The sequence below is a fragment of the Aeromicrobium sp. REDSEA-S38_B2 genome, from assembly GCF_001628525.1.
In the GTDB taxonomy this organism is placed as follows: Bacteria; Actinomycetota; Actinomycetes; order Propionibacteriales; family Nocardioidaceae; genus Aeromicrobium; species Aeromicrobium erythreum.
On sequence record NZ_LUNH01000045.1, the window covers coordinates 1 to 25542 of the forward strand.

27 protein-coding genes are annotated in these 25542 nt (G+C 72.2%); 19 read left to right on the forward strand and 8 right to left on the reverse strand.

Annotated features, from left to right (window positions below):
* From groL (A6Q81_RS10580) to A6Q81_RS10605, 6 genes are all read left to right on the forward strand, one after another.
* Window positions 1-1617 (forward strand): chaperonin GroEL (groL, locus tag A6Q81_RS10580; RefSeq protein ID WP_286690404.1); only part of this gene is annotated, 1617 nt, incomplete at its 5' end.
* Between the two features lie 110 nt (window positions 1618-1727).
* Window positions 1728-2105 (forward strand): MmcQ/YjbR family DNA-binding protein, encoded by a 378-nt coding sequence (locus A6Q81_RS10585; RefSeq protein WP_286690405.1) that lies wholly within the window; start codon window positions 1728-1730, stop codon window positions 2103-2105.
* Window positions 2106-2133: 28 nt separating this feature from the next.
* Window positions 2134-2853, forward strand: coding sequence for an acyltransferase (locus tag A6Q81_RS10590; RefSeq protein WP_067854154.1), 720 nt, complete (start codon window positions 2134-2136; stop codon window positions 2851-2853).
* A gap of 159 nt (window positions 2854-3012) precedes the next feature.
* A complete protein-coding gene (locus tag A6Q81_RS10595) occupies window positions 3013-3945 on the forward strand; it encodes a MetQ/NlpA family ABC transporter substrate-binding protein (protein ID WP_067854156.1) in 933 nt (310 codons plus the stop codon).
* A gap of 58 nt (window positions 3946-4003) precedes the next feature.
* On the forward strand, window positions 4004-5032 hold the full coding sequence (locus A6Q81_RS10600; RefSeq protein WP_286690406.1) for a methionine ABC transporter ATP-binding protein: 1029 nt from the start codon (window positions 4004-4006) through the stop codon (window positions 5030-5032).
* Entirely contained in the window at window positions 5032-5691 is a 660-nt protein-coding gene (locus A6Q81_RS10605) for a methionine ABC transporter permease (protein ID WP_286690407.1), read from the forward strand. The genes A6Q81_RS10600 and A6Q81_RS10605 overlap by 1 nt, the downstream gene beginning before the upstream one ends.
* 39 nt (window positions 5692-5730) lie before the next feature.
* On the opposite strand, the gene A6Q81_RS10610 is transcribed toward A6Q81_RS10605, so the two are convergent.
* From A6Q81_RS10610 to A6Q81_RS10630, 5 genes are all read right to left on the reverse strand, one after another.
* On the reverse strand, window positions 5731-6567 hold the full coding sequence (locus tag A6Q81_RS10610; RefSeq protein WP_286690408.1) for a tryptophan 2,3-dioxygenase: 837 nt from the start codon (window positions 6565-6567) through the stop codon (window positions 5731-5733).
* Between the two features lie 25 nt (window positions 6568-6592).
* The gene (locus A6Q81_RS10615) at window positions 6593-7453 is read right to left on the reverse strand and encodes a 5-oxoprolinase subunit C family protein (RefSeq protein WP_286690409.1); all 861 of its coding nucleotides are present in this window, start codon (window positions 7451-7453) and stop codon (window positions 6593-6595) included.
* Window positions 7450-8115 carry a 5-oxoprolinase subunit B family protein gene (locus A6Q81_RS10620; protein WP_286690410.1) on the reverse strand — a complete coding sequence of 222 codons (666 nt, stop codon included), beginning with the start codon at window positions 8113-8115 and terminating at the stop codon, window positions 7450-7452. Before A6Q81_RS10620 ends, A6Q81_RS10615 begins: the two co-directional genes overlap by 4 nt.
* On the reverse strand, window positions 8112-8801 hold the full coding sequence (locus tag A6Q81_RS10625; protein ID WP_286690411.1) for a 5-oxoprolinase subunit PxpA: 690 nt from the start codon (window positions 8799-8801) through the stop codon (window positions 8112-8114). The genes A6Q81_RS10620 and A6Q81_RS10625 overlap by 4 nt, the downstream gene beginning before the upstream one ends.
* 173 nt (window positions 8802-8974) lie before the next feature.
* On the reverse strand, window positions 8975-10144 hold the full coding sequence (locus tag A6Q81_RS10630) for a class I SAM-dependent methyltransferase (RefSeq protein ID WP_286690412.1): 1170 nt from the start codon (window positions 10142-10144) through the stop codon (window positions 8975-8977).
* 236 nt (window positions 10145-10380) lie between these two features.
* Between A6Q81_RS10630 and groES the strand changes: the two genes are divergently transcribed.
* The 5 genes from groES to A6Q81_RS10655 all read left to right on the forward strand — a co-directional run bounded on the left by groES (window position 10381) and on the right by A6Q81_RS10655 (window position 15776).
* On the forward strand, window positions 10381-10674 hold the full coding sequence (gene groES, locus A6Q81_RS10635) for a co-chaperone GroES (protein ID WP_067854175.1): 294 nt from the start codon (window positions 10381-10383) through the stop codon (window positions 10672-10674).
* Between the two features lie 173 nt (window positions 10675-10847).
* Window positions 10848-12452, forward strand: a complete 1605-nt coding sequence (groL, locus tag A6Q81_RS10640) for a chaperonin GroEL (protein ID WP_067854178.1) — start codon at window positions 10848-10850, stop codon at window positions 12450-12452.
* 133 nt (window positions 12453-12585) lie between these two features.
* Window positions 12586-12978 carry an MmcQ/YjbR family DNA-binding protein gene (locus A6Q81_RS10645; protein WP_286690413.1) on the forward strand — a complete coding sequence of 131 codons (393 nt, stop codon included), beginning with the start codon at window positions 12586-12588 and terminating at the stop codon, window positions 12976-12978.
* Window positions 12979-13225: 247 nt separating this feature from the next.
* Complete coding sequence (locus A6Q81_RS10650) at window positions 13226-14155, forward strand: AurF N-oxygenase family protein (RefSeq protein WP_067854184.1); 930 nt, start codon at window positions 13226-13228, stop codon at window positions 14153-14155.
* Between the two features lie 7 nt (window positions 14156-14162).
* Window positions 14163-15776: an FAD-dependent oxidoreductase gene (locus tag A6Q81_RS10655; RefSeq protein WP_286690414.1), complete on the forward strand. Its 1614-nt coding sequence runs from the start codon at window positions 14163-14165 to the stop codon at window positions 15774-15776.
* Between the two features lie 30 nt (window positions 15777-15806).
* On the opposite strand, the gene A6Q81_RS10660 is transcribed toward A6Q81_RS10655, so the two are convergent.
* Window positions 15807-16262, reverse strand: a complete 456-nt coding sequence (locus A6Q81_RS10660; RefSeq protein ID WP_286690415.1) for an SRPBCC family protein — start codon at window positions 16260-16262, stop codon at window positions 15807-15809.
* Between the two features lie 146 nt (window positions 16263-16408).
* Between A6Q81_RS10660 and A6Q81_RS10665 the strand changes: the two genes are divergently transcribed.
* Genes A6Q81_RS10665 through A6Q81_RS10680 form a run of 4 tightly spaced genes read left to right on the forward strand, consistent with a single transcriptional unit; the run spans window position 16409 to window position 20106 of the window.
* The gene (locus tag A6Q81_RS10665) at window positions 16409-17407 is read left to right on the forward strand and encodes an ABC transporter substrate-binding protein (RefSeq protein ID WP_286690416.1); all 999 of its coding nucleotides are present in this window, start codon (window positions 16409-16411) and stop codon (window positions 17405-17407) included.
* Window positions 17404-18387: an ABC transporter substrate-binding protein gene (locus A6Q81_RS10670; RefSeq protein ID WP_286690417.1), complete on the forward strand. Its 984-nt coding sequence runs from the start codon at window positions 17404-17406 to the stop codon at window positions 18385-18387. The genes A6Q81_RS10665 and A6Q81_RS10670 overlap by 4 nt, the downstream gene beginning before the upstream one ends.
* On the forward strand, window positions 18384-19373 hold the full coding sequence (locus tag A6Q81_RS10675; RefSeq protein ID WP_286690418.1) for an ABC transporter substrate-binding protein: 990 nt from the start codon (window positions 18384-18386) through the stop codon (window positions 19371-19373). Before A6Q81_RS10670 ends, A6Q81_RS10675 begins: the two co-directional genes overlap by 4 nt.
* Window positions 19374-19377: 4 nt before the next feature.
* Window positions 19378-20106, forward strand: coding sequence for a siderophore-interacting protein (locus A6Q81_RS10680; RefSeq protein WP_286690419.1), 729 nt, complete (start codon window positions 19378-19380; stop codon window positions 20104-20106).
* Window positions 20107-20119: 13 nt separating this feature from the next.
* On the opposite strand, the gene A6Q81_RS10685 is transcribed toward A6Q81_RS10680, so the two are convergent.
* Window positions 20120-21292 (reverse strand): low temperature requirement protein A, encoded by a 1173-nt coding sequence (locus tag A6Q81_RS10685; RefSeq protein WP_286690420.1) that lies wholly within the window; start codon window positions 21290-21292, stop codon window positions 20120-20122.
* 165 nt (window positions 21293-21457) lie between these two features.
* On the opposite strand from A6Q81_RS10685, the gene guaB reads away from it, so the two are divergent.
* Together guaB and A6Q81_RS10695 are read left to right on the forward strand one after the other, a co-directional pair.
* Window positions 21458-22966 (forward strand): IMP dehydrogenase, encoded by a 1509-nt coding sequence (guaB, locus tag A6Q81_RS10690; RefSeq protein ID WP_286690421.1) that lies wholly within the window; start codon window positions 21458-21460, stop codon window positions 22964-22966.
* Between the two features lie 34 nt (window positions 22967-23000).
* Window positions 23001-23507, forward strand: coding sequence for an SRPBCC family protein (locus A6Q81_RS10695; RefSeq protein WP_286690422.1), 507 nt, complete (start codon window positions 23001-23003; stop codon window positions 23505-23507).
* 16 nt (window positions 23508-23523) lie between these two features.
* On the opposite strand, the gene A6Q81_RS10700 is transcribed toward A6Q81_RS10695, so the two are convergent.
* Window positions 23524-23808: a hypothetical protein gene (locus tag A6Q81_RS10700; RefSeq protein WP_286690423.1), complete on the reverse strand. Its 285-nt coding sequence runs from the start codon at window positions 23806-23808 to the stop codon at window positions 23524-23526.
* A gap of 113 nt (window positions 23809-23921) precedes the next feature.
* On the opposite strand from A6Q81_RS10700, the gene A6Q81_RS10705 reads away from it, so the two are divergent.
* A complete protein-coding gene (locus A6Q81_RS10705; protein WP_067854215.1) occupies window positions 23922-25028 on the forward strand; it encodes a GuaB3 family IMP dehydrogenase-related protein in 1107 nt (368 codons plus the stop codon).
* Complete coding sequence (locus tag A6Q81_RS10710; protein WP_286690424.1) at window positions 25028-25447, forward strand: hypothetical protein; 420 nt, start codon at window positions 25028-25030, stop codon at window positions 25445-25447. Before A6Q81_RS10705 ends, A6Q81_RS10710 begins: the two co-directional genes overlap by 1 nt.
* Window positions 25448-25542 lie beyond the last annotated feature (95 nt).

Below are 25542 nucleotides of genomic sequence, written 5' to 3' on the forward strand. Positions count from 1 at the left end.
GCGTTCAACGAGGAGGCCCGCCGCGGCCTCGAGCGCGGCATGAACCAGCTTGCCGACGCCGTCAAGGTGACGCTCGGCCCCAAGGGCCGCAACGTCGTGCTGGAGAAGAAGTGGGGCGCCCCCACGATCACCAACGACGGTGTGTCCATCGCCAAGGAGATCGAGCTCGAGGACCCCTACGAGAAGATCGGCGCCGAGCTCGTCAAGGAGGTCGCCAAGAAGACCGACGACGTCGCCGGCGACGGCACCACGACGGCCACCGTCCTGGCCCAGGCGCTCGTGCGCGAGGGTCTGCGCAACGTGGCCGCCGGCGCCAACCCGATGGGCCTGAAGAAGGGCATCGAGACCGCCGTCGAGGCCATCAGCAGCCAGCTGCTCGGCATGGCCAAGGACGTCGAGACCAAGGAGCAGATCGCCTCCACCGCGTCCATCTCGGCCGCCGACACCACGGTCGGCGAGATCATCGCCGAGGCCATGGACAAGGTCGGCAAGGAGGGCGTCATCACGGTCGAGGAGTCGAACACGTTCGGCCTCGACCTCGAGCTCACCGAGGGCATGCGCTTCGACAAGGGTCACCTGTCGGGCTACTTCGTCACCGACCCCGAGCGCATGGAGACGGTCCTCGAGGACCCCTACATCCTCATCGTCAACAGCAAGATCAGCTCGGTCAAGGACTTCGTCCCGGTGCTCGAGAAGGTCATGCAGTCGGGCAAGCCGCTCGCGATCATCGCCGAGGACGTCGAGGGCGAGGCGCTGGCCACCCTGATCGTCAACAAGATGCGCGGCACCTTCAAGTCGGTCGCCATCAAGGCCCCCGGCTTCGGTGACCGCCGCAAGGCCATGCTGGCCGACATCGCCATCCTCACCGGCGGCGAGGTCATCAGCGAGGAGGTCGGCCTCAAGCTCGAGAACGCCGACATCTCGCTGCTCGGCACCGCGCGCAAGGTCGTCACGACCAAGGACGAGACGACCATCGTCGAGGGCGGCGGCTCGCAGGACCAGATCGCCGGCCGGGTCAACCAGATCCGTGCGGAGATCGAGAACAGCGACTCCGACTACGACCGCGAGAAGCTGCAGGAGCGCCTCGCCAAGCTGGCCGGCGGCGTGGCCGTCATCAAGGTCGGCGCGGCCACCGAGGTCGAGCTCAAGGAGCGCAAGCACCGCATCGAGGACGCCGTGCGCAACGCGAAGGCGGCCGTCGAGGAGGGCATCGTCGCCGGTGGTGGCGTGGCGCTCGTCCAGGCCACCGCGGCCGTGTTCGAGAAGCTGCAGCTCGAGGGTGACGAGGCTACCGGTGCGAACATCGTGCGCACCGCTGCGTCGGCCCCGCTGAAGCAGATCGCCGTCAACGCCGGCCTCGAGGGCGGCGTCGTGGCGGAGAAGGTCGCCGGTTTCGAGCCGGGCCACGGCCTCAACGCCGCCACGGGCGAGTACGTCGACCTCATCGGCGAGGGCATCATCGACCCCGCTAAGGTCACGCGCTCCGCGCTGCAGAACGCCGCCTCGATCGCGGCGCTGTTCCTCACGACGGAGGCCGTCGTCGCCGACAAGCCGGAGCCCGCTCCGGCCGGTGGTGGCGCCCCCGACATGGGCGACATGGGCGGCATGGGCTTCTGAGCCCTGCGCCTCGCCGCTGACGACGAGGGCCCCGACCGGTTCGCCGGTCGGGGCCCTCTCGCGTCTCGTGCCGCGACCGGATGTCGGCGGCCCGTGCCAGGGTGGGGCACGTGGCTCGCGCACCCGTCCCCGACGTCTGGCTCGAGCGCGTCGGGCGCGTGCTCGACCCGCTGCCCGAGGCGCGGCGCGAGCGCGCCTGGACCGGCGTCCGCTGGGTCGTGCGTGGCGCCCACGTCGCGCACCTCTTCGGGGGCGAGGACGGCCTGCTCCGGATCACGTTCCGTGCCCCGATGGACGAGGTGGCCGCGTTCGAGCACCTCGGCCCGCCGTACTTCCGGGTCGGGCGCAGCGGCGACGTCGTCGGCCTGGTGCTCGACGACGCCCTGCACGAGCCCGACCTCGACGAGCTGCGCGAGCTGCTCGTCGAGTCGTACTGCGTGCAGGCGCCGCACGAGCTGATCGAGCGGGTGGAGCGTCCCGCACCGTGACGGGCCCAGGCCCTGGCAGGATGCTCGGGTGGAACCGAACGTGGGTCTGGCCCCCGAGCACCGCGAACGCCTGCGCGCCGCCGGGGCCGACGTCGACGCCGTCGACGCGCAGACCTGGACCCGGGTGCGCGACGGCGTCCCGACGTGGTGGCACGACTGCGACAACGCGCTCTACCTGGCCGACGGTGCCCTGCTGCCCCCGAAGGTGCTCGAGCAGCTGACCCTGTTCCCCGTGCGCGACGTCGTCGTGGCCGTCGGGTCCGCGCTGCGCAGCATCGCGTCGCTCCTCGTCGGCGGCGACGGTGCCACCGTCTTCGTCGACGCGGGCTGCGAGCTCACCGCCGGGGAGGTCTACTGCGGCGGCGGGTCCAGCATCGTGCTGCACGGGCCCCTCGTCGCCACCCGCTGCGCGGTCGTTGACGCGCGCAACGGTGGCAGCGTGGTGGCCCTGCCCGAGCAGCTGTGGGCGGCCGACGTCTACGTGGCCACCGACGACATGCACCGGCTCGAGGACCGCGCCACAGGGGAGCGGCTCAACCCCTTCGGCGCGAGCATCCGGCTCGGCCGCCACGTGTGGCTGTGCAAGGACGCGGTCGTCACGGGCCACGCCGACGTCGGCGACGGTGCCGTCGTGGGCATGCGCGCGGTGGTCCGGGGACAGAAGGTGCCGGCCCACAGCGTCGTTGCCGGCACGCCCGCCCGGGTGGTGCGCGACGACGTCGCCTGGAGCTACGACGACCGCCCCTGAGTCCGCCCGCTACCAGTCGGCGACGCCGACGCCGTGCCGTTCTCGCATGCTGGTCACCCGTCCGGACGGTGCAGCACCCCGCCGTAGCGTGCACGGGTCGCCCCACCCCGGCGGCACGTCCCCCACCCCGTGCGGTCACCCCGCAGGAAGGAGCTCGTCGTGTCCGAGCCCACCCCCGTCATCGAGGCCCCGAAGCGTCGCGGCCGTCTCGTCGCCATCATCGTCGCGCTCGCGGTCGTCGTCGCCGCCGTCGTCATCTTCCTCGCCACCCGTGGCGGTGCCGACGAGTCCGCCGACGACTCCAAGACCTGGCGGATCGGCGTCGTCGGCGCCAGCGACCCCTACTGGGCCGAGTACGAGAAGGCCGCGAAGAAGGCCGGCCTCGACGTCGACATCGTCGACTTCACCGACTACGCGCAGCCGAACCCGGCCGTCGCCGAGGGCGACCTGGACCTCAACCAGTTCCAGCACATCGTCTACCTCGCCGACTACAACGTCTCCAACGACCAGGACCTCGTGCCGGTCGGCGCCACGGCCATCTACCCGCTCGGCCTGTACTCCAAGAAGTACACCGACGTCGCCGACATCCCCGACGACGCGACCGTGGCCGTCCCGAACGACGCCAGCAACCAGGCCCGCGGCCTGCTCGTGCTGCAGTCCGCCGGACTCATCGAGCTCAAGGACGGCGGCACGATCTTCTCCGACCTCGCCGACGTCGACACCAGCGCCTCGCGCGTGAAGGTGACGGCCCTGGACGCCAACGTGACCGCCACGTCGCTCGACGACGTCGCCGCCGCGATCGTCAACAACGACTTCGTCGAGAAGGCCGGCCTGACGTTCTCCGACGCGATCGCCCAGGACGACCCGTCGGACCCGAACGCGCTGCCCTACGTCAACGTCTTCGCCGCACGGGCGGACGAGGCCGACGACCCGTCGGTCAAGAAGCTCGTCGAGGTCTACCAGGACACGAAGGCCGTGACCGACGGCGTGCAGGAGGTCTCGGGCGACACGGCCGTGCTGCTGAAGACGCCCGTCGACCAGCTCGTCGCCGCGCTGAAGAAGACCGAGCAGCAGACCGCCGACCAGAAGTGAGCCACGCACGGGCCCCGCGACGCGACGTCGTGGGGCCCGTCGTCGTGCAGGAGGAATGATGGCTCTCATCGAGATCCGGGACGTCACGAAGACGTACCCGCCGGCCCGCAAGGGTGCCGAGCCGGTGCACGCCGTGCGCGAGGTCGACCTGTCCGTCGAGGCCGGCGAGATCGTCGGCATCGTCGGCTACTCCGGCGCCGGGAAGTCGACCCTCGTGCGCCTCGTCAACGCGCTCGAGCCCGCCACGTCCGGCTCCATCCGCGTCGACGGCACCGAGATCGTCGGGTTGTCCGAACGGAGGCTGCAGCAGGTGCGCCGCGGCATCGGCATGATCTTCCAGCAGTTCAACCTGTTCACGTCGCGCACCGTCTACGGCAACGTCGAGTACCCGCTCGTCGTCGCAGGGGTGCCGCGCGAGGAACGACACCAGCGGATCGTCGAGCTGCTGACCTTCGTCGGGCTCGCCGACAAGGCGCACACCCACGTCGAGCAGCTGTCGGGCGGGCAGAAGCAGCGTGTGGGCATCGCCCGTGCGCTCGCCACCCGACCCGCCATCCTGCTCGCCGACGAGGCCACCAGCGCGCTCGACCCGGAGACCACGGTCGACGTGCTCAACCTGCTGCGCCGCGTCAACGCCGACCTCGGCGTCACGATCCTCGTCATCACCCACGAGATGGACGTCGTGCGCTCCATCGCCGATCGCGTGGTGGTGATGGAGGCCGGTCGTGTCGTCGAGCAGGGCGACGCGTTCGGCGTGTTCTCGCGGCCGCAGCACCCGGCCACGCAGCGGTTCGTGCGCACCCTCGTCGAGGACGTGCCCGACGAGCGCACCGTCGAGGCCATCCGTCGACGCCACGACGGCCGTCTCGTGACGGTGTCCTTCCGCGACGAGAGCGTCAGCCAGAGCGCGGTGTTCGCCGAGCTCGTACGGCGCGACGTCGAGTTCGAGCTCGTCCACGGCGGCGTCGAGCAGGTGCGTGGTCGGGCGTTCGGGCACCTCACGCTCGAGCTGCGCGGCGACCCGGCCCGCGTCGACGAGGCGGTGGGCGCGGTGTCCGCGCTCGTCGAGACGCGGGAGGTGGCGTGATGGACCGCGTCCTCGAGCTCCGCTCCGAGCTGCTCACCGCCCTGTGGGAGACCCTCTACCTCGTCGCGGGAGGCCTGACGATCGGCGGGCTGCTCGGGCTCCTCATCGGAACGACCCTGTACGTCACCCGCGCCGGCGGGATCGCACCGAACCGCGTGGTCAACGTGCTGCTCAACGTCGTCGTCAACACCTTCCGACCGATCCCGTTCATCCTGCTCGCGGTGGGCCTGCAGCCCATCGCGCGCGCCGTGGTCGGCACGGGCATCGGCAACACGATGGCCATCATCGCCGTCGTCTTCGGCGCCGCGTTCGGCATCGGCCGCATCGTCGAGCAGAACCTCGTCAGCGTGCCGCCCGGCGTGCTCGAGGCCGCCCGGGCGATGGGCGCCAGCCGCACGCGCGTGGTGCTCACCGTCCTGCTGCCCGAGGCGTTCGGCCCGCTCATCCTCGGGTACGCGTTCGCCTTCGTCGCGGTCGTCGACATGACGGCCGTCGTCGGCACCGTGGGCGGCGGCGGGCTGGGCAACTTCGCGCTGACCTACGGCTACCGCCAGTTCGACCCGTGGGTGACCTGGACGGCGATCGCCGTCGTCGTCGTCCTCGTGCAGCTCGGGCAGTTCGCGGCCAACGCAGCCGCGCGGAAGGTGCTCCGACGCTGAGCTCCTTGCCGGCCGCCCCCCTCTGACCGCCGGGGGCGATCAGAGGGCGGTGCGGACGTCCTGGAGCTCGGGGAAGAACGTGAGCTCCAGGGCGCGCTGCAGGAACGTGGTGCCGCTGGAGCCGCCGGTGCCGCGCTTGTGGCCGATGATGCGCTGCACGGTCTTGAGGTGGCGGAAGCGCCAGAGGTGGAACCCCTCCTCGACGTCGACCAGCTCCTCGCAGGTCTCGTAGACCTCCCAGTGCGTCTCGGGGTCGGCGTACACGCGGCGGAAGACCTCCACGACGTCCGGGTGCGGCACGTACGGCTGCGTGAGGTCGCGGTCCAGCACCTCGCGCGGCACGGCGTGTCCGTGGCGCGAGAGGTAGGCCAGGAAGGTGTCGTACAGGCTCGGGGCGGCGAGGTCGGCCGCGAGCTGGTCGCGCGTGACGGGCTCGTGGTCGAAGACCTTCACCATCGCCGGGTTCTTGTTGCCCAGCAGGAACTCCACGGTCCGGTACTGCGCCGACTGGAACCCCGACGCCCGCCCGAGGGCGTCGCGGAACTGCAGGTACTCGACGGGGGTGAGCGTCTCGAGCACCCCGCACTGCTCGAACATCTGCCGCTGCACCGCCTTCACGCGCGCGAGCCGCTTCAGCGCCGGGGCGAGCTGGTCGGCGTCGACCAGCGCGATCGCCGAGCGCAGCTCGTGCACCAGCTGCTTGAGCCACAGCTCGGTCACCTGGTGCTGGACGACGAACAGCATCTCGTCGTGGTGGTCGGTCACCGGCTGCTGCGCCGCGAGCAGCAGGTCGAGCCGCAGGTAGGAGCCGTACGTCGACTCGCCGGCCAGGTCGGTCGCGACCCCGTCCTCGACGGGGCGGTGGGTGGGCCTCATGTTCCGATGGTGCCGCAGGCGACGGTCAGGGCCTGGGGGCGCGCCGGAACCGCACCGCGTCACCGGGTCGCACCTGCGCCAAGCGGTCCACGCCGTCGGCGGTGACGACGCCCAGGACGGGATAGCCGCCCGTGACCGGGTGATCGGGGCCGAGCACCACGGGCAGCCCGGCCGACGTCACCTGCACGCTGCCGCGCACGACGGGCTCGCTCGCCAGCTCGCCGTCGACCCTGCGCTCGAGCGGCGCACCGTCCAGGCGGACACCGATGCGGTCCGAGCGCGGCGACACGGTCCAGGCGGTGCTCAGGAAGCCGGCCAGCGCGTCGCGGGTGAACCAGTCGTCGCGGGGGCCGAGCACGACGTCGACCGTCGTGGTGCCGGGCGTGAGGAGGCTCGGGACGGGCGGTCCGCCGTGCGGCACCCGCGGGCTCCCGACCTCCAGGACGTCGCCGTCGGCCAGGGCGGCTGGCCCGAGGCGGGCGAGCACGTCGGCGCTGCGCGAGCCGAGTGTCGGGGGCACGTCGAGGCCGCCGCCCACGGCCACGTAGGCCCGCAGGCCGACCTCGACCCCGCCGAGCTCCAGCACCTGCCCCGCGCGCAGGACCAGCGGTCGGCCGTGGTCGACCGGGGTCGCGTCGACGAGCACCGGGCCGACCGCGCCGGTCACCGCGACGACATGGGCCGCGTCGGCGCGCAGGACGAGCCCGCCACCGAGCACCTCGAGGACGGCGGTGCCACGCCCGGCGTCGCCGACGAGCGCCCGCGCCTGGTGCGTCGCGCGTCGGTCGAAGGCGCCGGAGGGCCCCACGCCTTGGCTCGCCAGGCCGGGTCGGCCGTCGTCCTCGACGAGCGTGAGCGGGCCCGCCGAGATCACTGTCAGGCTCACGACGCCTCTCCACCCCGCTGACCGTGACGATGTGGCCCCGGATCGGTGTCGTCGGGGGCCGGAACGTCACGGTCAGCGACGGTGAAGCGCACGGTGTCGCCCGGCGCGAGGAGGGCGGCGGGCGTGCGTGCGAGGTCGAAGAGAGTCACGTCGGTGGTGCCGAGCAGCTGCCACCCCCCGGGGGACGCGCGGGGGTAGATGCCGCTGAACTCCCCGGCGAGACCGACGGCGCCCGCCGGGACGCTGGCGCGGGGCGTCGCGCGACGTGGCACGACGAGGCGGGGGTCGCCGCCCACCAGGTAGGCGAAGCCGGGCGCGAACCCGCCGAACGCGACCGTCCAGGGCGTGCCGGTGTGCGCGGCCACCACCGCGTCCTCGTCGAGACCGGTGCGCTGCGCGACGTCGGCGAGGTCGGGGCCGTCGTAGCGGACCGGCACGACGTGCTCGCGGGCGTCGGGTGGGGCGACGTCGTCCGCCGGCGGGGTGCTCCTGGCCAGCGTGCGCAGGGTCGCGGGGTGGCCGCGGAGCAGCACGGTGCGCGCGCCGAGCACCGCCTCCGTCACGTCGGGGTGGTCGACGAGCGCCGCGTGGCGCCGGCGGGCGTCGTCGAGGTCGGCGCAGTCGAGCAGGACCGCGTCGTCCCCGCACGCCAGCACCCTCATGCGAAGGGCGTGACGTGGTGCCCGGCGTCGGCCAGCGCGGCACGCACCGCACGCGCGAGGTCGAGGGCGCCGGGGGAGTCGCCGTGCACGCAGAGCGAGTCGACCTGCGGGGCGAGGCGCAGCGCCTGGGCGGCGACCGCGTCGACGTCGGTGAGCACGGCGCCCGGCTCGGAGCGCGGCATCAGGAGCCCGTCGGGCGTGTAGGCACGGTCGGCGAAGCCCTCGGCGACGACCTGCAGCCCGTCGGCGGCGGCCAGGCGGAGACTCGCGGCGCCCGGCAGGCCGAGCAACGGGAGGCCGTACGGCGCCACCGCCTCGACGACCGCCGCCGCCTGCTGCTCGTCGTGCACGACGGTGTTGTAGAGCGCGCCGTGCGGCTTGACGTAGGCCACGCGCGCGCCCACGGCGTCGGCGACCTCGGCGAGCAGGTCGAGCTGCTCGCGCAGGGTCGCGACGAGCTCGTCGTCGGTCGGCTCCTGCGGTCGTCGGCCGAACCCCTCGCGGTCGGGGTAGCCGACCTGTGCGCCCACGACGACCCCCCGCTCGACGGCACGCTCGCACGCGTCGAGCATGAGCTCCTCGCCCCCCGCGTAGGCCCCGCAGCAGACGTTCGCGCTCGTGACCACGTCGAGGAGGGCGAGGTCGTCCGGCGACTCGGCGACGTCGGCGTTCAGGTCGATGCGCACGCCCCCACCCTAGGCCCGCCCGCCCCACCCCCACGCCGTGAGCACGTTTGCGTGGGGCCCCACGCAAACGTGCGGATCAGGCGCATGTTTGCGGTGGGGCGAGCCGGTTTACGTGGGGCCCCACGCAAACGGTCCTGTGCTGCGGGGTCCGCGCGGGCCCTGCGCGACGACGGTCAGCGGGGGAGGGGGTCGACGAGGAGGGCGACGGCCTTGTCGTCCACGCGCGTCAGCACGACCGTGGCGCGCTGCGAGCCCTTCAGGCGCAGGCGGCGCACGAGCACCTCGGGCACGACGTCGACGCCGCGCTTCTTCACGGTCAGGGTGCCGACGTCGCGCGCGACCAAGGCGGCCTTCAGCTGCTTCTCGCGGAACGGCAGCTCCGCCACGACGCGGAACGATCGGGCCAGCGGGTGCCGCACCTCGACGTCGGTCGTCACCCACGCGATCCGCGGGTCGACCAGCTGCCCGTCGAGCTCCTCGGCCAGCGCCCCCACCAGGCCGGAGCGGATCACCGCGTCGTCGGGCTCGTGGAGCCAGCCGCCGAGCTCGCCGACGTCACCGGGCGCGCCGTCGCCGGTCAGCTCGTGCGGGCCGGGCAGTGCCGACGCCCGCCGCGGCGCGCGGTCGGTCAGGTCGAGCCCCGCACCCCACAGGCACGCCTCGACGAGGTCGCCCCCGTCGCTGACCCACTCCGCCTCCACGCCGTCGGGGACGAGCGCGTGCGGGATCCCCGGCAGCGTCTTCACCACGGCGCGCCCCGACAGGTGCTCCTCGACCACCGACCACGGCGGACTCATCGCCTCCGGGTCGAACACCCGCCCACGGTCGTCGCGACGGGCGGGGTCGAGGAACACCACCTCCGACGCGGTCGGCACGACGTCGGCCGCGTCGGCGCACACCACCTCACCCTCGAGCCCGAGCGCACGCAGGTTCGCCGAGGCGATCGCAGCACGCACCGGGTCGCGGTCGACACCGCGCACCCGCAGCCCGGCCCGCGCGAACGCGACGAGGTCGGACCCGATGCCGCAGCCGAGGTCGAGCACCGCGGACGCCCCCGACGCAGCCAGACGCTCGGCGCGCAGCGTCGCGACCGTGCCACGCGTCGCCTGCTGCAGCGCGTCGTGCGTGAAGAACATGGCGGCCGCGTCGTCGCCCAGCTTGGCCCGCGCCAGCCCCCGCAGGTGGTTCTGCGTCACCGCCGCCGCCACCAGCTCCACGTCGTGCACCTTGCGCAGCCGCGTGCCGAGCGCGAGATCGGACTCCCGGCCCGCGCCCTCGTGCACCTCCGCCACCAGCGCCCGACCCTCGTCGGTCTGCAGCCGCTCGAACGTCACCAGGTCCACGACGCCATCGTGGCAGGCGGGGCATCCCGCCGCCCACGGCCCGGCACCCCCGCCGGGCTCGACGACGCGTGTCCGCCGCCCGCGAACACCCCTTAGCACTCGAGAGGGGTGAGTGCTAGATTCTGAACTGGCACTCGAACCCTGAGACTGCCAACCCGTGCACGGCCCCCGCGACGGCGTGCACACCCATCACGTACATCCGTCACTCACCACATCGTTGAAGGGGAGGTCGACCAGTGTCGGTCACCATCAAGCCGCTCGAGGATCGTCTCGTCATCAAGGCCGTCGAGGCCGAGCAGACCACCGCCTCCGGGCTCGTCATCCCGGACACCGCCAAGGAGAAGCCCCAGGAGGGCGAGGTCGTCGCGGTCGGCCCCGGCCGCATCGACGACTCCGGCAACCGCGTCCCGCTCGACGTCAACGTCGGCGACAAGGTCATCTTCAGCAAGTACGGGGGAACCGAGGTCAAGTACTCGGGCGAGGAGTTCCTCATCCTCTCCGCCCGCGACGTCCTCGCCGTCGTCTCCTGACGCACCTGGGCTCCCGACCGGCGGCGTTGCTGCTCGCTCGACGACCAAGAACGGGTCGCCGTCGCTCACGCGCCTTGCCGGTCGGGCCCCATGCGCGTCAGGACCGTGCTGACGCGCCACCTCCGGCTCCCGCCGGACACCACCATTCAGTCGTTTCGTAGGAAGGCATCATCATGCCCAAGATCCTCGAGTTCGACGAGGACGCACGCCGCGCGCTCGAGCGCGGCGTCGACGCCCTCGCGAACACCGTCAAGGTCACCCTCGGCCCCAAGGGCCGCTACGTCGTGCTCGACAAGAAGTGGGGCGCCCCCACCATCACGAACGACGGCGTCACCGTCGCCCGTGAGGTCGAGCTCGACGACCCGTTCGAGAACCTCGGCGCCCAGCTCGCCAAGGAGGTCGCCACCAAGACGAACGACGTCGCCGGTGACGGCACCACCACGGCCACCGTGCTCGCCCAGGCGATGGTCCACGAGGGCCTGCGCGCCGTCGCCGCCGGCGCCAACCCGGTCGGCCTCAAGAAGGGCATCGAGGCCGCCGTCAAGGCCGTCTCCGAGCGCCTGCACGAGGTCGCCCGCGACGTCGACGACATCAAGGACATGACCGACGTCGCCACCGTCTCCTCGCGCGACGCGCACATCGGCGAGCTCATCGCCGAGGCGTTCGACAAGGTCGGCAAGGACGGCGTCATCACCGTCGAGGAGTCCAACTCCCTCGGCACGCAGCTCGACTTCACCGAGGGCATGCAGTTCGACAAGGGCTACCTGTCGCCCTACATGGTCACCGACACCGAGCGCATGGAGTCCGTCCTCGACGACCCCTACGTGCTCGTCAACCAGGGCAAGATCAGCTCGGTCGCCGAGCTGCTCCCGCTGCTGGAGAAGGTCATCGCGGCCAACAAGAGCCTGTTCATCATCGCCGAGGACGTCGAGGGCGAGGCGCTCTCGACCCTGGTCGTCAACAAGATCCGCGGCACGTTCACCTCGGTCGCCGTCAAGGCGCCCGCGTTCGGCGACCGCCGCAAGGCGATGCTCCAGGACATCGCGACCCTCACCGGCGCGACCGTCGTCACCCCCGACGTCGGCCTCAAGCTCGACCAGGTCGGCCTCGAGGTGCTCGGCACCGCCCGACGCGTGGTCGTCACCAAGGACGACACGACGATCATCGACGGCGGCGGCGACGCTGCCGAGGTCGAGGGCCGCGTCAACCAGATCAAGGCCGAGATCGAGCTCACCGACTCCGACTGGGACCGCGAGAAGCTGCAGGAGCGGCTCGCGAAGCTGGCCGGCGGCGTGTGCGTCATCCAGGTCGGCGCCGCCACCGAGGTGGAGCTGAAGGAGAAGAAGCACCGCATCGAGGACGCCGTCTCGGCGACCCGCGCGGCCATCGAGGAGGGCATCGTCGCCGGCGGCGGCTCCGCCCTCGTCCACGCCGTGTCCGTGCTCGACGACGACCTCGGCCTCACCGGCGACGAGGGTGTCGGCGTGCGCATCGTGCGCATCGGCGCCGACGCCCCGCTGGAGTGGATCGCCCGCAACGGCGGCGTCTCCGGCGAGGTCGTCGTGTCCAAGGTCCGCGAGAGCGGCGAGGGCTACAACGCCGCCACCGGCGAGTACGGCGACCTGCTCGCGCAGGGCATCCTCGACCCGGTCAAGGTCACGCGCTCCGCGCTGGCCAACGCCGCGTCGATCACCGCCATGCTGCTCACGACCGAGACGCTCGTGGCCGACAAGCCCGCCGACGACGAGGGTGACGCCCACGCCGGGCACAGCCATTGAGTCAGCCGCACCACGACCGAGGCCCGTCGTCCCCCCGGGACGGCGGGCCTCGTCGCGTCCTGGGGTGGGGGAGAGGGGTCGACGAGGCTCGGCGAGGGTTGACGGGCCGACCGCCCCGCACGACGCTGGACCCGTGCCCACCCTCGCCGACGTCGAGCGTCTGTGCACCGCCCTGCCGTCGGTGAGCGAGGGCACCACGTTCCGCAACCGCGCCTGGTTCGTGGACAAGGCGGTGTTCTGCTGGGTGCGGCCCTTCACGCAGGCCGACCTGCGACGCCTCGGCGACGCTCGCGTGCCCCAGGGCGACATCGTCGGCCTGCGCACCGAGGACCTCGCCGAGCGCGACGCCATCCTCGGCGAGGGCGCGCCCGGCCTGTTCACCATCGAGCACCTAACCCACCACCCCGGCTACCTCGTCGAGCTCGACGTCGTCGACCCCGCACGGCTCGCGGCGGCCGTCGAGGACGCCTGGCTCGCCCGCGCCCCCGCCCCGCTCGCCCGCACCTTCCTCGACGCCCAGCGCTGACCCGCAGTCCGCAGATTCCCAGGTCGACCTGGGAATCTCCCGCGAGGCACGGACATCTCAGCGGCGCACGGAAAGCTCTCCGTGCTGATCGCGGATTCCCAGGTCCACCTGGGAATCCTCGACGAGGCGCGGGGACGAACGGCGGGTGACGTGTGTCTCTTGCGCTTCCGCCACCCCGGGCATACCGTGGGTACGGATGTGACACTCCCGATGTCACATCATCGCTGTCGAGTCGAGGAGTCCCACCATGACGATCACCGCACCCAGCCCGGAGCAGGACGCCGCCGCCTTCCGCGCCGAGGTCGAGCGCGACGGTGTGCTCGAGCGTCTGCTCTCCTCGTCGGCCCAGCTCTCGTACGACCCCGAGAAGGAGGTCGACTGGGACGCCCCGCTCGACCCGCTGCACGACGGCGTGAACCCGGAGTGGTGCACGCTGTACGGCACCGACATCTGGGAGCGCATGAGCCCGGAGCAGCGCGCGACCCTCACGCGTCACGAGGCCGCCAGCGTCGCGAGCATCGGCATCTGGTTCGAGATGCTGCTCCAGCAGATGCTCCTCGTCGACATCTACGACAAGGACTACGCGAGCAGCGAGTTCCAGTTCGCGCTGACCGAGATCGCCGACGAGTGCCGCCACTCGATCATGTTCGCCAAGGGTGCGCAGCTGATCGCCGGCCGCTCCTACCTGCCGCACCCGCGTCTGCACCAGGCGGCCAAGCTGCTCAAGCTGACCGCGCGCAACGAGGTGGCCTACACCTCCATCCTCGTCGCCGAGGAGGTCCTCGACGTCATGCAGCGCGACTGGATGCGCGGTGCGTCGGTCGCCCCGCAGGTCAAGACGATCTGCAAGATCCACGTGGTCGAGGAGTCGCGCCACATGAAGTTCGCGCGTCACGAGACCATCGAGGCGATGCGCGGCATCTCCGAGGTGCGGCGCAAGGCCAGCGCGCTGCAGATCGCCAGCGTCGGCTACTTCATCGTCAAGAGCCTGGTGCAGCCCGACGTGTACGCCGAGGCCGGTCTCGACGTGAAGGAGGCCGTCGCGGCGGCCAAGAACAACGAGCACCACCATGCGCTCATGCGCCTGTCGTGCGTCCACCTCATGGACTTCCTGTCCGAGGCGGGCCTGCTGACGCCTGCGGCCAAGCGGCTCTACCGCCGCGTCCACATGCTCTGATCCGCCCATGCCCTTCGCGATCACCCAGAGCTGCTGCTCCGACGCGTCCTGCGTCGAGGTCTGCCCCGTCGACTGCATCCACCCGACCCCGGGCGAGCCCGACTTCGGCCACACGGACATCCTCTACGTCGACGCGCGCGCCTGCATCGACTGCGGCGCGTGCGCCGACGCCTGCCCCGCCTCGGCCATCAAGCCGATCGAGATCCTCCGCGGAGGCGAGGAGGTCTTCGCCGAGCTCAACGCCGCCTACTACGCCGAGCGCCCCGACCGAGCGGTCGCGAAGGAGCAGACGCACGCCCGGGTGCGCCCCGGCGTCCCCACCGGCCTGCGCGTGGCGGTCGTCGGCACAGGTCCGGCAGCCACCTACGCCGCCCGCGAGCTGCTCGCCGCGACCGACGCCGACGTCTCCTTCGTCGACCGTCTGCCGGTGCCCGGCGGTCTGCTCCGCGCGGGCGTGGCCCCCGACCACGGCGAGACCAAGCGGGTCGGCGACACGTTCTCCTGGACGTACGAGCACCCGCGCACCTCGCTGTTCATGAACGTCGAGGTCGGCCGCCACGTCAGCCACGCCGAGCTGCTCGAGCACCACGACGCCGTCGTCTACGGGATCGGCGCGCCCGAGGACCGTCGGCTCGGCATCGAGGGCGAGGACCTCGACGGCGTGCACGGCTCCACCGAGACCGTCTCCTGGTACAACGGCGACCCCGAGGTCCCCGGCGACGCGATCCGCGTCGACGGCGCGCGCGTGTTCGTCGTCGGCAACGGCAACGTTGCGCTCGACATCGCCCGCATCCTGCTGAGCGACCCCGAGCGGCTCGCCGGCACGGAGATCGCCGACCACGCCCTCGAGGCCATCCGGCGCGGCGACGTGCGCGAGGTCGTCCTCCTCGGCCGCCGTGGACCGGAGGAGTCGGCGTTCACGCGTCCGGAGCTGCTCACCCTGCCCGACGGCATCGAGCTCGTCGTCGAGGACGACGCCGCCACCGTCGCCACGCTCGACGCTGCTGCGCCCGGATCGAAGGCGGCGCTGCTCGCCGACCGTCGCCGGGTGCGCAGTGACTGGTCGAGCGAGCCGGGCCCCGGTCGCCGGCTCGTGCTCGCCTTCGGTCGACGCGTCGTCGCCGCGCACGGCGACGCGACCCTCGCGTCGGTGACCGTGTCCGGACCCGACGGCGAGGTCGAGGCGCCCACCCGCCTGCTCGTCAGCTCCATCGGGCGCCGCGGCCGCCCCGTGCCGGGCCTGCCGTTCGACGCCGAGCGCGGCATCATCCCGAACGCCGACGGACGCGTCGTCGACCCGGCCACGGGCGAGGCCGTCCCCGGCGCCTACGTGGTCGGCTGGGCGAAGCGCGGGTCGACGGGCGGCATCGGCGCGAACCGCATCTGCGCCGGAGAGACCGTCACGACCCTGCTGGCCGACGCCGCGGAGCACCGACTGCCCCGCCCTGCCCGGTCGGGACGCGCGTTCGCCCGGCTCCTGCGCAAGCGTCAGCCCGACCTCGTCCAGGCCCCGGGGGTGCGCGCCATCGAGCGCCACGAGGTCGACGCCGGCCGCGCGTCCGGACGCCCGCGGGTCAAGCTGGTGACGGTCGAGGAGCTCCTCGCGGCTGGCCGACGCTGATCCCTTCGGGCCTGGAGCGCCGGTGGAGGGTCATGCGACGACCGCCTCGAGACGCTCGAGCGTCCGCTCGAGCGCGGTCACGGGGACGGCGGGGAAGCCCCCGACCCTGCGGTGGATCTCGGGGTCGTCGACGTCGGACCAGTCGTAGGTGAGCGACACCAGGCTTCCCGCGGCCGTCGCGTCGACGCGCCACCGCCACTCCCAGCCCGGCGGGGTGCCGTCGACCGGTCCGGTGCGCCAGGCCACCTCGACGTCGCGCAGGAAACGTGTGACGAGGTTGTCGGTGCGGTAGTCGCCGGCGCGCGGGTGGTGGACGTGCATCCGGAACACCTGTCCGACGGCGGTGACGGGGGAGGCGCCGTCGTCGGCGCGCACCATGTCCGAGCCGTCGATCTCGGGGTGGCGCCGCGGGTCGGCGAGCAGGCCGAACACCACCGAGGGCGAGGCGGTGACCTCGCGCGAGACGACGACGCTGCTGCGGTCCACGTCCCCATCGTGCGCCCGATGGGGACCGCTGTCGAGCATCGACCGTCCGGCGGCCGACACCCCGACCTCACGGGTGGTCCACCTCACGTCGGTCGCCTGGGACATCCCTTGCTCAGGTAAGGCTGACCTAGGTTAGGCTCCCCTCCATGATCCGACGCACGTTCACGCCCCGACGCCTCGCCGCAGCCGTCGCCGTGGCCCTCGCCCTCCCCCTCGCCGCCTGCGGCTCGTCCTCCGACGACGCCTCCTCCGACCAGGCCTGGACCTACACCGACGACCTCGGCACCAAGCTCGAGCTCGGCAAGGCGCCCGAGCGGATCGTCGCGCAGTCGTCGGTCGCCGCGGCCCTCACCGACCTCGGCCTCGGCGACAAGATCGTCGGCGTCTTCGGCCCGGTGAAGAACGCCGACGGCGACGTCGACAGCCAGGCCGCCGGCCTCGACGTCGACTCCGTCGAGGACGTGACCGGCGAGGGCGAGTACGGCGACATCGACCTCGAGAAGATGGCCGGCCTCAAGCCCGACCTCATCGTCACCAGCTCCTACGTCGAGCCCGACCTCTGGTACATCAACAAGGACGCGCAGACCAAGCTCGACAAGCAGTACCAGACGCTCGTCATCAGCTTCGACGGCAAGACGCTGCCGCAGATCATCGAGTCGACCGAGAAGGCCGCGAAGGCCCTCGGCGCGTCCGACGACGCCGGCGAGAAGGGCCAGGAGGCCTTCGACGCCGCCAAGCAGCGCCTGACCGACGTGGCCGAGGGGGCGAAGCCGTCCATCCTGGCCGTGTCCTACTCCCCGGACCTGTTCTACGTCTCCAACCCCGACGTCAGCCCCGACCTCAAGTACTACCGCGACGAGATCGGCCTGGACATCGTGACGCCGAAGAATCCCGACGAGGGTGGCTACTTCGAGTCCCTGAGCTGGGAGAAGGCCGACACGTATGACGCGGACATCGCCTACTGGGACGACCGCATCGGCAGCGCCGGCCTCGCCGCGCTGAAGAAGGAGCCGGTCTGGGGCAAGACCACGGCCGCCAAGAACGACGCCTACATCCCATGGACGTCCGTGGCGCCGCCGTCGGCCCAGGCCTACGCCGACGTCTTCGACCGCTTCGCCGACGGCCTGGAGAAGTACACCCGATGAGACGCCCGCTGCAGGCCGCGCTGACGGCCGTCGCGCTGCTCCTGGCGACGGCCTGCAGCGGCGGCTCGTCCGACGGGTCCGAGGAGGGCTGGTCCTTCACGGACGACATGGGCACGAGGATCAGCCTCGACGCGGTGCCCGAGCGGATCGTCGCCTACAAGGGTGTCGCTGCCGCGCTCGCCGACATGGGGCTCGGCGACCGTGTCGTCGGCGTCTTCGGCGAGCCGACGAACCCCGACCCCGACCTCGGGCTGCAGTCGCCCGAGCTCGACGTCAGCACGCTGCCCGACGTCACGGGCGGCGAGTACGGTGCGGTCGAGCTCGAGGAGCTGGCCGCTCTCGAGCCCGACCTGATCGTGACCACCACCTACGGCTCCGGCGACTACTGGTACCTCTCGCCCGACGTCGCGAAGCGGCTGGGCGGCACCTACGACCTCGCCGCGATCAACCTCGAGAAGGAGACCGTCGACGGGGTGATCGAGAACAGCGAGCGCCTCGCCCTCGCCCTCGGTGCCGACGAGGCCGACTTCGAGGCGGGCCACGCCGCCCTGGCGAAGGCCGGCGACCTCGTCCGCAGCGCCGCGAGCACGGCGGGTGACCCGACGATCATCGCCACGTCGACGACACCGGAGCTGCTCTACGTCGCCAACCCGCCCGCGTACGCGGACCTGACCTACCTGTCCGACGAGATCGGCCTCGACGTGGTGCGTCCGGCGGAAAAGGACCTCGACGAAGGCGACTACTGGGACTCCGTCAGCTGGGAGCAGGCGGACGCCTACGACGCCGACGTCGCCCTGTGGGACACCCGTGGGGGCGACAAGAACCTCGAGGCCCTCGAGCAGCAGCCGGTGTGGAACAAGGTCCGGGCGGCGCAGGACGGGGCCTACCTGCCCTGGCGGTTCGAGGTCGCGCCGAGCGCGCAGGGCTACGCGACGATGCTCGAGCTGTTCGCCGGCGACCTGCAGAAGCTGGGGTCGTGAACGCGCTGCGCCATGTCGCGTCCCTTGCGGCAGCCGTGCTGGTCGTCGCCGGGTGCGGCGCCGGTCCAGGCGGCGAGGCCCCGGACGCCTGGACGTTCACGGACGACCTCGGCACGAGGATCTCGCTCGACGCGGTGCCGCGGCGCATCGCGGCCAGCAAGGACGTCGCCGCCGCCCTCGCCGACATGGGCCTCGGCGACCGGGTGGTCGCGGTCTTCGGCAAGCCCGACAACCCGGACCCCGACCTCGGGCTGCAGTCGCCCGACCTCGACCTCTCCTCCGTCCCCGACGTGACCGGTGCCGAGGAGTCGGGGACGCTCGACGTCGAGGCGCTGGCGACCGCGCGCCCCGACCTCGTCGTGACGACCCACTACGTCGGCGACGCGCTCTCGTTCATCGATCCCGACACCCGGGCACGCGTCGAGAAGGCCTACCCGATCGCCGCCGTGACCTACGAGGGCGAGACGGTCGAGGGGATCGTCGACAACGCCGCGCGGCTCGGGACGGCCCTCGGGGCCGACCCGGCCGGCTTCGAGGACGACCACGCCGCACTGGTCGCGGCGAGCGACCGGCTCCGCGCCGCCGCACGAGCGGCGGGCGACCCCACCCTCGTCGCGACGTCGACGACGCCCGACCTGCTCTACGTTGCGAACCCCGCGGCCTACGGCGACCTGCGGTACCTGCGCGAGGAGGTCGGCCTCGACGTCGTGGTGCCCGACGAGCGAGACCTCGACGAGGGCGTCTACTGGGACGCCCTGAGCTGGGAGAACGCCGACACCTACGACGTCGACGTCGCGCTGTGGGACACCCGCGGCGGTCGCCAGCACCTGGAGCGGCTGCAGGACCAGCCCATCTGGGGCCGGACCACGGCGGCGCGCGACGACGCCTACCTGCCGTGGAGGTTCGAGGTGGCGCCGAGCGCGCGCGGCTACGCCGACGTGCTCGACGCCTACGCCGACGACCTGCGATCCCTGGCGAGGAGCTGATCCCATGGCCCGCACCCCGACCCTGCTCGCGAGCTACGTCGAGTCACAGGCCCACGACGCCGTGGTGCGTGCCAACGACCTGCTCTCGCCCGGGCTGCGCCGGCTCGTCCTCGCCAGCACCGACTTCCACGGCGCGACGATCGAGCCGTGCGACGTCACCGCGTTCCGGGTGGCTCGCAACGCGTTCCGGCACTACACCCCGGCCCGCGTCGTCGACGACGCCCTGACGATCGTCGTCCAGCGTCACGACCACCCGGGCCCGACTCCCGGCCACGACCTCCTCGAGCGGTGGGTGCCGGGCGACGCGGTCAAGGTGTGCCGGTGGTCGTCGGCGCGGGCGTTCACCTGGGCGCTCGGCGGGGACCGGCCCGTCGTGCTGCTCGGTGACGCGACCGTCATCAGCCTCGCGCTGTGCATGGCCGACCGCGCGGCGCGCGAGGGTCGCGAGCTGCTGACCGTGCTGGAGGTGCCCGGACCCGACGTCGCCGCCACGCAGGCGCTCCTGCCCGACGCCACCGTCCTGCCCGCCCTCGAGGTCCCGGGCGCCGTGGTCGACGCCTGGCTGCGCGCGAACGTCGAGGCGCTGCGTCTGCTGGACGCCCCCGTCGCCTACCTGGCCGGCAACGGGCCGGCGATCCAACGCCAGCGGACCCTGCTGCGCGACGTCGTGGGCCTGGACCGCCGGGCCGTCCGCACGCAGCCCTACTGGGCCGAGGGCAAGGTCGGCCTGTAGAGGTCTCCGCCCGTCAACCGTGCGCGGACGTCGTCGGCGACCGGACCACCAGCACGGCGACCACGAGCGCCAGCACCACCGAGGTCAGCGCGAACGGGATCGGCAGCACCGGGTCGAGCAGCACCAGCAGCGCCCCGACCGGGACGACGGTGTTGACGACGGCGTCGGCGTTGTCGCGCAGCGTGATCCACCAGATCCCGAGCACGAAGAGGGCGACGGGGACGGTCACCGTGAACGCCGCCGCGACGTCGGTGAGCTCGGAGTGGTCGGTGAGCACGTCGATCTCGACCTCGATGCCCGCCGAGAGCGCGCCCGCCGCGGCGAACACGACGTAGTGGACGTAGCCGTAGCGCAGCGAGCTCGCGAGCGACGTGATCGCCCGGTGGTGCGGCGGCCAGAAGTAGATCCACCAGAGCGCCGCGGTGGTCACGAAGGCGAGCAGCGCCACCGACAGCAGCGGGACGAGCGCGGTGTCGTCGTGCAGGGCCTCGAGCACGGCGTTCGCCGACCCGAGCAGGCTCTCGCCGAGCAGGATCAGGGTGAAGAGCCCGTAGCGCTCCGTCACGTGGTGCGGGTGCCACGGCGTCGTCTCCCGCCGTTCGGCCACCACCGGCACGGCCAGCTCGGCGAGCAGCAGCACCACGAACGCGACCGGCACCGCGGCACCCGGCAGCACCAGCACCGCGATCCAGAGCACCTGCACCAGGGAGATGCCCGCGGCATAGGTCAGGCACGTGCGGCGCGTGGTCTCGTCGGCGCGCGCGGCACGCAGCCACTGGGCGACCATCGCGACGCGCATGATGACGTACCCGACGATGACCAGGCGCAGGTCGTCGTCCTCGAAGACCGGCTGGACGCCCGCGGCCAGCACGAGCACGCCGGCCATCTGCACGAACGTGAGCACCCGGTAGAGCCAGTCGTCGACCGCGAAGGACGTGGCGAACCAGGTGAAGTTCATCCAGGCCCACCAGATGGCGAAGAACACCATCGCGTAGGAGACGAGGCCGTCGACCACGTGGTCCTCGGTGAGCTGGTGGTGCAGCTGCACCGAGGCCACGCTCACGGCGACGACGAACACGAGGTCGAAGAACAGCTCGAGCGTGCTGGCGACGCGCCCGTCCTCGTCCGGGTCGCGCGGCCGCATCGGCAGCAGGCGCAGGCGCGAGGGTGCGGTGCTCGTGCTCATGGGTCCTCCCGACGGTCCCCGGTGGTCCGGACCTGGCCATCCTGCCAGCGTCGGGGTGGGCCCGTCAGCCGCTCAGCGGTGGGGTGGGGCGTCGGGCAGGGGCGAGCGTCGGACGTCACCCTCCACGCGGTCGGGACCCCTGGCGGGCGGTCGTAGGATAGGTGCATGGAGCAGGGCATCCCCGACAAGTTCGCCAGTCTCGGTCTCACGTACGACGACGTCCTGCTGCTGCCGGGCGAGACCGACGTCGTGCCCAGCGAGGTCGACACCACCGCACGCCTCACGCGCGACCTGACGCTGCGCATCCCGCTGCTGTCGAGCGCGATGGACACCGTCACGGAGTCGCGCATGGCCATCGCCATGGCCCGCGAGGGCGGCATCGGCATCCTGCACCGCAACCTCTCGATCGAGGACCAGAGCTACCAGGTCGACCTGGTGAAGCGCACCCAGACCGGCATCATCCCCAACCCGGTCACCATCGGCCCGAAGGCCACCCTCGAGGAGCTCGACGGGCTCTGCGGCGAGTACCGCGTCTCCGGCCTGCCCGTCGTCGACCCCGACGACCGGCTCATCGGCATCATCACCAACCGCGACCTGCGCTTCACGCCCGTCGCGGAGTGGGCCAGCACGCTCGTCGGCGACGTCATGACGCCCATGCCGCTCGTCACCGGCCCGGTCGGCATCAGCCGCGAGGACGCCTCCGCCCTGCTGCGCCAGCACAAGCGCGAGCGGCTCCCGATCGTCGACGACGAGGGACGCCTCGCCGGGCTCATCACCGTCAAGGACTTCGTGAAGTCCGAGCAGTTCCCGCTCGCCAGCAAGGACGGCGAGGGCCGCCTGCTCGTCGGCGCCGCCGTCGGCTTCTTCGGCGACTCGTGGGACCGCGCCAACGCCCTCCGTGAGGCCGGTGTCGACGTGCTCGTCGTCGACACCGCCCACGGGCACGCACGCCTCCTGCTCGACATGATCCGCCGCATCAAGGCCGACAAGAACTTCGCCGACATCCAGGTCGTCGGCGGCAACGTCGCCACGCGCGCCGGGTCGCAGGCGCTCGTCGACGCCGGTGTCGACGCGGTCAAGGTCGGCGTCGGACCGGGCTCCATCTGCACCACCCGCGTCGTCGCCGGCGTCGGCGTCCCGCAGGTCTCCGCCGTCTACGAGGCCTCGCTCGCCGCGAAGCCCGCCGGCATCCCCGTCATCGCCGACGGCGGCCTGCAGTACTCCGGCGACATCGCCAAGGCCCTCGTGGCCGGTGCCGACACCGTCATGGTCGGCTCGCTGCTCGCCGGCTGCGAGGAGAGCCCCGGCGACCTCATCTTCATGAACGGCAAGCAGTACAAGACCTACCGGGGCATGGGCTCGATCGGCGCCATGGCCTCGCGCGGCAAGAAGTCCTACTCCAAGGACCGCTACTTCCAGGCCGACGTCGTCAGCGACGACAAGATCGTCCCCGAGGGCATCGAGGGCCAGGTGGCCTACCGCGGCCCGCTCGGTGCCGTCGCGCACCAGCTCGTCGGCGGCCTGCACCAGTCGATGTTCTACGTCGGCTCGCGCACGATCCCCGAGCTGCAGGAGCTCGGCCGCTTCGTGCGGATCACGTCGGCGGGCCTGAAGGAGAGCCACCCGCACGACATCCAGATGACGGTCGAGGCGCCCAACTACGCCGGACGCTGAGCGCGTCCGAGACGGGTTGGTCCGGGGCGCGCCGGTGCTGGGTGAGCGCTGGGGCGTCACCGATGCCGAGACGCGCCTCGCCTTCGGCTGCGACGCCGTGCTGCCAGCGGCACCGATGCAGGCGTGGAGGGGGGTCACCGTCGACGCCCCGCTCGACGTCGTCTGGGCCTGGGTGCGTCAGCTGAGGCTCGCGCCCTACTCCTACGACTGGGTCGACAACCTCGGCCGGCGCTCGCCCCGCGTCCGATCCGAGGTGCCCGAACCGGTCGCCGGTGACCACTTCATGCACGCCATGGGCCGCGACGTCGGCACCGTCGTCGCCGTCGAGCCGGGTCGAGAGCTGACCGCGCGGATCGGCCCGTCGCTCATGAGCTACCGCGTCGAGCCGCTGCCCGACGGGCGCACCCGCCTGCTCCTCAAGCTCGTCTCGCGCGGCGCGCGGCCCCTCACCGACCTGCTGTGCCTCGGCGACCTGCCGATGGCCCGTCGCCAGCTCCTCACCCTGCGCGACCTCGCCGAGGCCGAGGCGCGCACGGGCTGAGGGCCTGCGACGAGACCTACTCCGGGCGGTCGAACACGTGGCGCGTGAGGGCCTGCACGTCGCGGTCGAGGTGGTCGAGCCGCTGGTCGACACGCCGGAACTCGGTGCCCATCTCGGTGCGCAGACCGTCGATCTCGACGCGGACGGTGCCGATCTCGCCGCGCAGCTCGTGCCGCACCGCCGTCAGCCCCGCCTGCAGCGTGCGGTGGAAGGAGGTCATGACGAGGCCCAGGACGGCGACGGTCGTGGTCAGGAACCCGATGATCAGCGTCCAGCTCTGCGCGTCGGTCATGGTCGGCACCCCTCCATCGTCGGCGACGTCAGCGATCCTGCCAAGGGCCACCGACGTCGGTCCAGGCGCGCGTCCACGGCCGGGCGGGTCGTGGCGGTCGCCGACGGCACTAGGGTGGACCCATGCCTGAGCTCGACATCGGTGCCGCCAAGCGCGGTCGGCGCGCGTACTCCTTCGACGACATCGCGATCGTGCCCAGCCGGCGCACGCGCGACCCCGAGGAGGTCTCCACCGCCTGGCAGATCGACGCCTACCGCTTCGACCTGCCCGTCATCGCCGCCCCGATGGACAGCGTGATGAGCCCGGAGACGGTGATCGCGCTCGGTCGCCACGGAGGCCTCGGCGTCCTCGACCTCGAGGGCCTCTGGACCCGCTACGAGGACCCGACGCCGCTGCTCGCGGAGATCGCGTCGCTCGATCCCGTCGCCGCGACGGCACGCCTGCAGGACATCTACGCCGAGCCGATCAAGCCGGCGCTGATCAAGGACCGGCTCGCCGAGATCCGCGAGGCCGGCGTCACGGTGGCCGCCGCGCTCTCGCCCCAGCGCACCAAGCAGTTCGCCGACGTCGTGGTCGACGCGGGCGTCGACCTGTTCGTCATCCGTGGCACGACCGTCTCGGCCGAGCACGTGTCGAGCCAGACCGAGCCGCTGAACCTCAAGCAGTTCATCTACGAGCTCGACGTCCCGGTCGTGGTCGGCGGCTGCGCCACCTACCAGGCCGCGTTGCACCTCATGCGTACCGGCGCGGCGGGCGTCCTGGTCGGCTTCGGCGGCGGCGCGGCGCACACCACCCGCTCCGTGCTGGGCCTGGCCGTCCCCATGGCGTCCGCCGTGGCCGACGTGGCCGCCGCGCGTCGCGACTACCTCGACGAGTCGGGCGGCCGCTACGTCCACGTCATCGCCGACGGCTCGATCGGGCGCAGCGGCGACATCGCCAAGGCGATCGCCTGCGGTGCCGACGCCGTCATGATCGGCTCGCCGTTCGCGCGGGCCACCGAGGCGCCCGGTCGCGGGTTCCACTGGGGTGCCGAGGCCTGGCACCACGAGCTGCCGCGTGGCAAGCGGGTCGAGATCGGCACGGTCGGCTCGCTCGAGTCGGTGCTGTTCGGTCCGTCGTCGGTCCCCGACGGCACGATGAACCTCATCGGCGCCCTGCGTCGCGCCATGGCCACCACGGGCTACACCGAGCTCAAGGAGTTCCAGCGCGTCGAGGTGGTCGTCGCCTGATGGCGACCAGCCCCCCGGACGGCGCCTGGCCGGTCGCCGAGCCGCCCCCGGACCGCCAACCGCCGACCGCTGCGCGGATCGTCGAGGTCGTGGTCGCCGGGGTGCTGTGGGTCGGTCTCGCGCTCGGCTCGTTGGCGGTCGGTGCGCTGGCGCCGCTCACCGCGATGGCGTCCGACGGCTGCGGCGGTTCCTCCGACGACGGGGCCCTCATCTGCCGTCCGGAGGGCTCGCTGCTGTTCTTCGGAGGCCTGGCGCTGCTCTGGGTCCTGCTGCTCGTGGCGGTGCTGTTCAGCGCCTTCCGGATCGTGCGCGCCGCGACGACCGGACGGTCCGTCTGGCCGTGGCCGTTCGTCGGTCTCGGCATCGCGTTGCTCGGCCTCGCCCTGATGATCCTGGACCTGGCGATCATCACCCGCTGACGGCTCGGGAGGGGTTCGGGCCAGATCACATCGGAATCCGTTGCCGCGAGGAACGGTCCGGGGTCTAGCATGGTGAGGCTGTCCTCACCTGGACG